An 8,722-nucleotide genomic window follows, 5' to 3' on the forward strand; every position below is an offset into this window, starting at 1 on the left:
GGGGGGAAGGGGTCACGGACGCAGTCCCGAGACGAGCGCGAGGAGCCCGTCCATCGACTCGACGACGAGAGGCGGGAGGTCGCCGCGCTCCGCGACGAAAGCCGCATCGAGCGCGCCCGCTCCGGACGCGTCCGACTGCTCCCGCTCCGGCACAAGGCCCAGCGCGCGGGCCGCCGTCTCCGCTTGACTGGGGGCGACGCGCCGACCCTCGGCGCACCCGGGAGGCGACATGGCGAACCACCGTTTCGAGCTGCGGTCCGGCCGCGGGATGGGCGTCTCGGCGGCGGGCGACCCCGTCGCCGACCGGCTGGTGGTGTTCTGCCACCCCACTCCCGGAGCCGGCGGCTTCGACCCCGACCCCACTGTCACCGGCCCGTGGGGCCTGCACCTGCTGATCCTCGACCGCCCCGGCTACGGCGCCTCGGACCCGGTCGACGCCGCTCACGGCCGCGTCGAGGACCGCGCGGACGACCTCGCCGAGTACCTGCGCCGCTCCGAGCGCACCGCCCGCATGGTCGAGGGCGCCCGCTTCGGCAGCGTCGGCGTGGTCGGCTGGGGCTCCGGCGGCGCGTTCGCGCTCTCGCTCGCGGCCCGGCACCCCGACCTCGTGGACCGCCTCGCGCTGGTCGGCACCCCCGCGCCCCCGCAGGCCGGCGCGATCGTGCACCCCACGAGCGCGTGGGAGCGGCGCGAGACACTCCGCGGGGAGGACGCCGACGCGATCGCCGCCGCCCTCCCGCAGACGCAGCCGGGCCTGGACGCGCTCGGGATCGACTCCGACGACCCGGTGCTCGCCACCCACGGCGGACTGCGCAACCGGCTGGAGCGGATGCTCGCCGAGGGCTGGCGGCAGGGCCCGAGCGGCGCCGCGACCGACCTCGCAGCGCTCCGCGACGGCTCCTGGGCCGACGACCTCGACCGGGTGACCGCCGAGACGCTCCTGGTCCACGGCGACGCGGACCCGGTGGCGAGCGCCGAGGACGGCCGCTGGTACCGCGGCCGCCTCGCCCGGGCGCGCACCGTGACGGTCGACGGAGCCGGCCGGCTGGCGCTGGTGCGCGAGTGGCGCCGGATCCTCGACCACGTCGCTCCGCTCGAGCGCGGGGCGGAGGGCCGATGAGCCGCCTGGGCCCGGGACCGCTCGTGCTCGTGTCGGCGATGGCGGTCTCGGGAGTCGTCCACCTGGTGCACCCGCGGACCTTCGACGCGGTGGTCCCGCGCGGGATGCCCGGCTCGGCGCGCGGCTGGGTCCTCGTCTCGGGAGCGGCGGAGCTGGTCTGCGCGGCCGCGACGCTGCACCCGCGGACCCGAGCGGCCGGCGGTCTCGCCTCCGCCGCCCTGATGGCCGCCGTCCTCCCCGGCAACGTGCAGATGGCGCGGGACGCCCGTCGGCCGCGGACCCGGGCGATCACGCTGCTGCGCCTCCCGCTCCAGATCCCGCTCGTGCTCTGGGGTCTCCAGGCGGCGCGCGGCCGCTGACGCAAGCCCGCGCGGGCGCGGATCGCCCGCTGCTACCGTCCAGGCATGACCGACCAGAGCGCGGACGACCGCCACGACCAGCTGACCAGCGCCCCGAAGGCGACGGAGGCCGACGCGGCCCCGCGCATCGAGGTCTCGACCACCGAGGCCGGCGACACCCGCATCGACATCCGCGAGGACGCCGCCGTGCGTCCGGGCCGTGTCGACGAGAACGGCGACGAGCTCGACGAGAGCCGCGACGATGCCTGAGCGCCGCCGTGCCGCCCTCGTCTACAACCCCGTCAAGGTCGACGTGGAGTCCGTGAAGGCCGCGGTGAAGCGCGCCGAGGAGGCCGCCGGCTGGGAGGAGACGCTCTGGTACGAGACCTCCGTCGAGGACCCCGGCGCCGGTCAGACGAAGGAGGCCCTCGCCGCGGGCGCCGACGTCGTGATCGCGGCCGGCGGCGACGGGACGGTCCGCGTCGTGGCGGAGGCCCTCCGAGGCTCCGACGCCTCGCTCGCGCTGCTGCCCTCCGGCACCGGCAACCTGCTCGCCCGCAACCTGAACCTCACGCTCGACGACATCGACAACTCCCTGACCGTCGCGTTCTCCGGACAGGACCGGGCGATCGACGTCGGGATGATCGACATCGAGACCTCCACGGGCCGCGACCGCCACGCCTACGTCGTGATGGCGGGCCTCGGGATCGACGCGAAGATGCTCGCCAACACCGACGACGACCTCAAGAAGCGCGCCGGCTGGCTCGCCTACGTGGACGCGCTGCGGAAGGCCCTGCTCGACAAGAACCAGCTCGAGTTCCGCTACCGCCTCGACGGCTCCAAGACCCGCAAGGTGCGCGCGCACACGATCATCGTGGGCAACTGCGGCGCCCTGCCGGCGAACATCCTCCTGCTGCCGGACGCGGCCGTCGACGACGGCGAGTTCGACATCGTCCTGCTGCGCCCCGAGGGCTTCTTCGGCTGGGTGCAGATCATCTTCAAGGTGGTGTGGGAGAACGGCGTGCTCCGCCGCAGCGGCGTCGTCGGCAAGAAGCTGATGGGCCTGACCAAGGAGGTGTCGGCCCTGCGGTACGTGAAGGGCCGCGACCTCACGGTCCGCCTCGAGCACGCGCAGGAGATCGAGCTCGACGGCGACCCGTTCGGCTCGACCTCGGCGTTCCGCACCTGGATCGAGCCCGGCGGGCTGACGGTGCGCGTCCCGGCCTAGCGCCGGCGGCGGCCGGGCGGATCCGCCCGGTCCGCCTCCCGCCGGGAGAGAGGATCGTCATCCCTCCCGGCGGAGGCGTCTGCTCCGAGCAGGGCGGTGCAGTGCGGCTTCGGGTACCGCACCCCATACACCTGCATGAACACGGCGACTGTAGTGCGGAATCCGTCGCCGACGCAACGATCCGCGCGGCTTCGACCGCTCGAATGGGTAATTCCACCGTGCGATGCTCCGTCGCCGCGACGGATTCCGCACCTGACTCGCCCCGGCAGGACCGGGATCGCCCGTCCGTCGATCGACGGGGCTTCTCCTCGGCACAGTGCCGACACGCGCACGAAACGCCCGCCCGCTAGCGTGCGGACATGACATTCCGTGCGTCAGCCGCGCTCAGCGCGCTCGTGGCCTCCTCCCTCCTCCTCGCACCCGCCGCCATCGCCTCCCCCGCCGCCCGCGCGGGCGCCGTCGACGGGGGCACCAGCGCCGGCGATCCGTACTTCCCCGGCCTCGGCAGCAGCGGCTTCGACGCCCTCACCTACAGCCTCGTCCTGAAGTACGATCCGGCGACCCGGGCCCTCGGCGGCAGGGCCGTGGTCACCCTCGCGCCCCAGAAGGACCTGCGCTCGCTCTCCTTCGACCTGACCGGCCTCACCGTCTCGAAGGTCACCGTCAACGCCGGGGGCGCCCGGTTCTCGCAGTCGGGGGACGAGCTGACCGTCACGCCCGCCCGGACCCTCCGGAAGGGCCTGCCCGCGCTGGTGAGCATCGACTACGCCGGGACCACTGGGAACCCCGTCGACGGCACCGGGGCCCCCTTCGGCTGGTGGTCGACGGACGACGGCGCCCTGGTCGCCAGCGAGCCGGACGGCGCCTCGACCTGGTACCCCGTCAACGACTCGCCCGCCGACAAGGCGCGCTACACCTTCAGCATCACGGTCCCGGAGGGCCGGACGGTGGTCGCGAACGGCCTGCCGGTCGGCTCCCCCACCACGTCGAAGGGGTGGACGACCTCCCGCTGGGTCGAGACCAGCCCGATGGCGAGCTACCTCGCCATGGTGAACATCGGCGACTACGACCTGGTCCGCTCCACCCAGGGCGGCGTGACGACCATCGACGCGATCGACCGGGACATCACCGGCGACACCCGCGCCCGCACCGAGGCGGCCCTCGCGAAGCAGGGCGCGATCATCGACTACTTCTCCTCCGTCTTCGGCCCGTACCCGTTCCGCTCGGCCGGAGCCGTGGTCGACGACGAGCGGATCGGCTACGCCCTCGAGACCCAGGGCCGCTCGTTCTACTCCGGCGGCGCGGACGAGTCGACCGTCGCGCACGAGACCGCGCACCAGTGGTACGGCGACAGCGTCACTCCGGAGACCTGGTCCGACATCTGGCTGAACGAGGGCTTCGCGACCTACGCCGAGTGGCTCTGGGAGGAGCACACCGGCGGCGCGAGCGTCACCGAGTCCGCCGCCCGGGTCGCCGCCGCTCCCGCCGACGACCCGTTCTGGTCGACCGCCGTCGCCGACCCCGGAGCCGCGGGCCTCTTCGACGCGCCCGTCTACGCCCGCGGCGGCCTGACGCTCGTCGCCCTCCGCGACCGGATCGGCGCGGACGCGTTCGGCGTGCTGCTGAAGCGCTGGGCCTCCGAGAACCGCTACTCGAACGCGACGACCGCCGACTTCCAGGCCCTGGCCGAGAACGTCTCCGGCTCCGACCTGGCGGACTTCTTCGACACCTGGCTGCGCACGAAGGAGAAGCCCGCCGGTCTCTGACCCCCGGATCGCCGCGGCGCGGCCGGGGTGTCAAGGAGGGACGGCAGGTCGGCCCGAGCCGATACCGTCCCTCCATGGGCTTCTTCGACCGCAACGACTCCTCGACCAGCGCCGCCGCGCCGCAGCCGAGCGCACCCGATCCGCAGCGGCGGGTCTGGAGCGACGGCCTCGGCCGGTTCGCCACCCGCTGCCTCCAGGTGGTCATCGTCCTCCTGCTGGCCTCGGTGCTCGTCTTCGCGATGACGCAGCTCACGCTGGTGCTCATCCCCGTGATGATCGCGCTCATCCTCGCCGCGGCGATCCACCCGGTCCTGGCGTGGATGCGGCGCAAGGGCGTGCCGTCGATCCTCGCGACCTGGCTGGCGCTGATCGGGCTGCTCGCGATCCTCGGCGCGGTCGGCTGGCTGATCACGGTCGCGGTCCGCAACCAGTGGGACGAGCTGGTCAGCAGCGCCTCCGACGGCATCACCTCGCTGCAGGACTACGTGCAGCACCTGCCGTTCCAGATCACCGACGAGCAGATCGAGTCCGCCCGCCAGTCGGTCGTCGACTTCCTCACCTCCAGCTCGTTCGGCAACGGCGCGCTCGCGGGCGTCTCCGCAGCGGCGAACTTCATCACCGGCCTCGTGCTGATGATCGTGGTGCTCTTCTTCTTCATGAAGGACGGCCCGAAGATCTGGGAGTTCCTCCTGCGCCCCTTCACCGGCTCGGGCTACGCGCGCGCCAAGCGCGTCGGGCACAAGACGGTCGACGTGCTGGGCGGCTACGTCCGCGGAACGGCGACCGTCGCGGCGGTCGACGCGATCGGCATCGGAGTCGCACTGGCGATCATCCAGGTGCCGCTGGCGATCCCGCTCGCCGTCATCGTCTTCCTCACCGCGTTCATCCCGATCGTCGGAGCCACGGCCGCCGGCATCCTCGCCGCTCTCGTCGCGCTGGTGGCCAACGGCCCGGTCGCCGCGCTGATCGTGATCCTGGTCGTCATCGGGGTCAACCAGCTCGAGGGCAACTTCCTCCAGCCGGTCGTGATGGCGCGCTCGCTGAAGCTGCACCCGCTGATCGTCCTCATCGCCCTGACCGTGGGCACCGTCCTCGCCGGCATCGTCGGCGCCGTGCTGGCCGTGCCGATCGCGGCCGTCGTCTGGGGCATCGTCTCGATCTGGAACGGGCCCGACGACCCCGCCGAGCCCGCGCGGCAGAAGCGCCCCGAGACGGTCTGAGGCCGCGGGGTCCTCGAGCGCGCGTCTAGCGCTCGACGATCCCGTCGCGCAGCGCCTGGCGGCGGAGCGAGATCTTCGTGCTCACGGCGATCCCCTCCGCCCGGTACTTGCCCCGGGCGCTGCGCAGCGAGCTCCGCGCAGCGTCCAGGGTGATGCCCAGGAGCGTCGCGACCTGCTTCAGCGGCATCCCGTCGACGAAGAGGCGGACGATCTCCCGCTCGCGGTGCGTCAGGGTGCCCGGGCGGTCGGCCCCGAGCAGCTCCCGCGTCTGCGCCGTCAGGAAGCGCTCGTCGCGCGCCGCTGCGCGGATCGCCGCGAGGATCGTCTCGGTCCGCTCGCTCTTGACCACGTAGCCGTGGGCTCCGGCCTGGAGCGCCCGGCTGATCGTGGCCGGCTCGGAGTGGGTGCTGATGATGATCGTGGCGGCGCCGGCGGCCGCGATGATCCGGATCTTCATGGCGAGGTCGAGCTCGTCGCCGAGGTCGATGTCGAGCAGCACCACGTCGGTCGGGAAGGCCGGGTGAGCGAGCAGGTCCGTCCAGGTGCCGGCCGTCGCCGCCACGCGGATGTCCGTGCCCGAGCGGCGGATCCACTCCGCCAGCGCCGACAGCAGGATCGGGTGGTCGTCGAGGATGGCCAGCGTGATCGCGGGCTCGATGGTCATGTCGTCGTCCTCCTCCGGGGGCGGTGCGCGACGCGGATCCTCGTCGCGCCGTGATCGGTCGTCGTGCGGTGCTCGCCGATCTCGCTCAGGATGCCCCAGACCGAGCGGTCCAGGTCGCGGGCGCGGATCCCCGCGGCGACGAGAGTGAGCTCGACCTCGCCGCCGGCGCCGGCCTCCAGGCGGACGGCCAGCGAGGGCCGGGCCGCCGGGACGGTGAGCAGCCAGAGCACCGAGAGCAGGCGCGAGCGGTCGAGCGGGGGCAGCAGCGCGGCGGCACCTCCGGGATCGTCCACCGCGACCGCGGAGGACAGCAGCGCCGACTCCTCCACGGCGATGCGCAGCCAGGTGCGGTCGTGGCTGCGGGCGAGCGCCACCCGGAGCTCGTCTCCCAGCACGCGCGCCCGCTCGCCCAGCTCCTCGTCCAGGAGCCCGGGCGTCCGGACCCGTTCGAGGAGCTCCTCGATGCGCGCGTCCACCTGGGTGAACTCGTCGCCGTCGGCCGCGTGGACGGTGCTGTCGGCCAGGCTCCGGTCGAGCGTGCGCCGCACGTACTGGTCGAGCGCGGTCAGCACGACGACGCACACGGCCGCCGGCGCGGTGGCGAGGAGGACGTTGCCCACCGCGAGGGCGGCGCCTCCATCGCCGAGCAGCGCCTGGCCGACGAGTCCGAGCGCCGCGAGCGCGACCAGGACCACGAGGGCGAGGAACGAGCGCGAGAGCGGCTGGAAGGTGATCAGCGCGATCACGCCCGCGCCCACTCCCACGCAGACCGACGGGTAGTACATCGGTGCCGGAGTGGGCAGCGCGTGGTCGGCGAACTCGAGCAGCAGCGCGATCACGTCGACGCCGAGGACGCCCGCGAAGGCCCAGCGCGGCAGCTCGCCGTGGCGGCGCAGGGCGATCGCGGCCCCCGCCGCGCTCGCGGCGATCACGAGCAGCCAGGAGAGACCGCTCACCCAGGTCGCGGACCGGGCGTCGAGGGACCAGAGGTACGAAATCAGTCCGCGGATGTCGAGCATCACCGCCATGGTGAGGAAGCCCAGCCCGAGGTAGCTCCCGCTCAGGCGGTTCGGCCGCGTCAGGCGCTCGCGGATGCTCCACAGCGCTCCGGGGCTCCGATCCGCCGCGCGGACCAGCTCGAGGAGCGTCCCGTCCTCCGGCCCCTCCTCCTGCCGCGTCCCGCTCACAGCGGCACGCTCAGCAGCGGCACGCTCAGCAGCACGGTCGCGCCGGATCCCGGCGCCGAGAAGACCCGGACCGTGCCGCCCACCGCCTCGACGCGGCCGACGACGGACTCCGCGAGGCCCAGGCGCCCCGGCGGCACCGCGGCCGGATCGAAGCCGCGCCCCTCGTCCGTGACGACGACGCGGAGCGAGCCCGCCTCCTCCGCGACGCTCACGTGCGCCAGCGCTGCCCCGGAGTGACGGCGCACGTTCTCGAGGCACTCCCCGGTCGCGCGCACCAGGGCGTCGAGCACCTCCGCACGGATCCGCGGCTGGGCACCGCCGTGCCAGCGCACCTCGACGCCGACCTCCGCCGACCGCCGACCGAGCGCGGCGAGCGGCTCGGGCAGCCGGACGCCGGAGGCCGGCTCCGGCTCGTCCACCGCCTCCACACCGCGCAGGAGCGCGAGGTCGGCCGCCGCCCGGTCGCGCAGCACCGGAGCCGGCACTCCCTCGCCCCGATGGGCCACGAGCGTCAGGGTCGCCAGGATGGTGTCGTGCATGAGCCGCGCGTCGGCGCGGTGCCGCGACTCGGTCTCGCTGGAGCGGCGCTCGGCGTCGTGGGCCCTCCGGAGACGGGCCGTGCCGACGTGGGCCCGCGCGACGCTGCCCGCGAGCCAGCGGGCGGCCGTCAGCAGCAGGGCCCAGCAGACGACGATCGAGAGGAGGACGAACGGCGCGCGCCCGGACGCCCCCGTCGTCGCCGCCCCGAGGACCAGGACCGGGAGCAGCGCCAGGACCGCGGCCCAGGGCAGGCCCCGCCAGGCGCCGACGGCGAGCATCGCGCACGGCAGCGCCATCGAGGTGAGCATCGTGATCCCGCTCAGGATGGCTCGGAGGGAGGCGTCGACGTCCGGCGAGAGGAACGCGACGAGCGCCGCGACGTCCAGCGCGAGCCCGAGGGCGACCGCCCTCGCCCCCGTCGCGACGGACCGGCTGGGCGCGAGCTGCACGAGCGCCGAGACGACGAGCAGCGCGGCGCTCGGCACCACCGTCAGCAGCTGGGCCGGAGTCAGGGCGAGCAGGTGCAGGGCTGAGGCGGCGGTGAGCACCCCGCCGGCCCGCCGAGCGCAGAGCACGCCGACCTCCCGCTGCTCGCGCAGCAGCACCGCGGCGTCGGCGGGCCGGGGAGGCAGGGGCACGGTGACCTCGGAAGGAGGGGC

The 8,722-nt window shown here is 74.1% G+C and carries 10 protein-coding genes; 6 read left to right on the top strand and 4 right to left on the bottom strand.

Annotated features, from left to right (window positions below; genetic code table 11):
* Positions 1-12: 12 nt before the first annotated feature.
* Positions 13-231 (bottom strand): hypothetical protein, encoded by a 219-nt coding sequence (locus C5C59_RS17095; RefSeq protein WP_146083129.1) that lies wholly within the window; start codon positions 229-231, stop codon positions 13-15.
* Between C5C59_RS17095 and C5C59_RS16810 the strand changes: the two genes are divergently transcribed.
* From C5C59_RS16810 to C5C59_RS16835, 6 genes are all read left to right on the top strand, one after another.
* Positions 230-1,120 carry an alpha/beta fold hydrolase gene (locus C5C59_RS16810; protein WP_104239584.1) on the top strand — a complete coding sequence of 297 codons (891 nt, stop codon included), beginning with the start codon at positions 230-232 and terminating at the stop codon, positions 1,118-1,120. The genes C5C59_RS17095 and C5C59_RS16810 overlap by 2 nt on opposite strands.
* Positions 1,117-1,479: a hypothetical protein gene (locus C5C59_RS16815; protein WP_181134935.1), complete on the top strand. Its 363-nt coding sequence runs from the start codon at positions 1,117-1,119 to the stop codon at positions 1,477-1,479. The genes C5C59_RS16810 and C5C59_RS16815 overlap by 4 nt, the downstream gene beginning before the upstream one ends.
* Before the next feature lie 45 nt (positions 1,480-1,524).
* Positions 1,525-1,728, top strand: coding sequence for a multidrug transporter (locus tag C5C59_RS16820; protein WP_104222930.1), 204 nt, complete (start codon positions 1,525-1,527; stop codon positions 1,726-1,728).
* Positions 1,721-2,686, top strand: coding sequence for a diacylglycerol kinase family protein (locus tag C5C59_RS16825; protein ID WP_104239585.1), 966 nt, complete (start codon positions 1,721-1,723; stop codon positions 2,684-2,686). Before C5C59_RS16820 ends, C5C59_RS16825 begins: the two co-directional genes overlap by 8 nt.
* A 359-nt stretch (positions 2,687-3,045) precedes the next feature.
* On the top strand, positions 3,046-4,452 hold the full coding sequence (locus C5C59_RS16830; RefSeq protein ID WP_104239586.1) for a M1 family metallopeptidase: 1,407 nt from the start codon (positions 3,046-3,048) through the stop codon (positions 4,450-4,452).
* A gap of 74 nt (positions 4,453-4,526) precedes the next feature.
* Positions 4,527-5,672 carry an AI-2E family transporter gene (locus C5C59_RS16835; protein ID WP_104251329.1) on the top strand — a complete coding sequence of 382 codons (1,146 nt, stop codon included), beginning with the start codon at positions 4,527-4,529 and terminating at the stop codon, positions 5,670-5,672.
* A 25-nt stretch (positions 5,673-5,697) separates the two neighbouring features.
* Here the strand turns inward: C5C59_RS16835 and C5C59_RS16840 are convergent, their stop codons facing one another.
* From C5C59_RS16840 to C5C59_RS16850, 3 genes are all read right to left on the bottom strand, one after another.
* Positions 5,698-6,336 (bottom strand): response regulator, encoded by a 639-nt coding sequence (locus C5C59_RS16840; protein WP_104239689.1) that lies wholly within the window; start codon positions 6,334-6,336, stop codon positions 5,698-5,700.
* Positions 6,333-7,523 carry a hypothetical protein gene (locus C5C59_RS16845; protein ID WP_104239690.1) on the bottom strand — a complete coding sequence of 397 codons (1,191 nt, stop codon included), beginning with the start codon at positions 7,521-7,523 and terminating at the stop codon, positions 6,333-6,335. Before C5C59_RS16845 ends, C5C59_RS16840 begins: the two co-directional genes overlap by 4 nt.
* Positions 7,520-8,722 (bottom strand): sensor histidine kinase (locus C5C59_RS16850; protein ID WP_219814006.1); only part of this gene is annotated, 1,203 nt, incomplete at its 5' end. The genes C5C59_RS16850 and C5C59_RS16845, both read right to left, overlap by 4 nt.

The sequence above is a fragment of the Rathayibacter sp. AY1F4 genome (genome assembly GCF_002931775.1).
Lineage (GTDB): Bacteria > Actinomycetota > Actinomycetes > Actinomycetales > Microbacteriaceae > Rathayibacter.

What these genes read in the sequence shown, in the direction of transcription:
- C5C59_RS16840 (WP_104239689.1), bottom strand. Translation starts at nt 6,336, where the DNA reads ATGACCATCGAGCCCGCGATCACGCTGGCCATCCTCGACGACCACCCG.
- C5C59_RS16810 (WP_104239584.1), top strand. Translation starts at nt 230, where the DNA reads ATGGCGAACCACCGTTTCGAGCTGCGGTCCGGCCGCGGGATGGGCGTC.
- C5C59_RS16820 (WP_104222930.1), top strand. Translation starts at nt 1,525, where the DNA reads ATGACCGACCAGAGCGCGGACGACCGCCACGACCAGCTGACCAGCGCC.
- C5C59_RS17095 (WP_146083129.1), bottom strand. Translation starts at nt 231, where the DNA reads ATGTCGCCTCCCGGGTGCGCCGAGGGTCGGCGCGTCGCCCCCAGTCAA.
- C5C59_RS16815 (WP_181134935.1), top strand. Translation starts at nt 1,117, where the DNA reads ATGAGCCGCCTGGGCCCGGGACCGCTCGTGCTCGTGTCGGCGATGGCG.
- C5C59_RS16835 (WP_104251329.1), top strand. Translation starts at nt 4,527, where the DNA reads ATGGGCTTCTTCGACCGCAACGACTCCTCGACCAGCGCCGCCGCGCCG.
- C5C59_RS16830 (WP_104239586.1), top strand. Translation starts at nt 3,046, where the DNA reads ATGACATTCCGTGCGTCAGCCGCGCTCAGCGCGCTCGTGGCCTCCTCC.
- C5C59_RS16825 (WP_104239585.1), top strand. Translation starts at nt 1,721, where the DNA reads ATGCCTGAGCGCCGCCGTGCCGCCCTCGTCTACAACCCCGTCAAGGTC.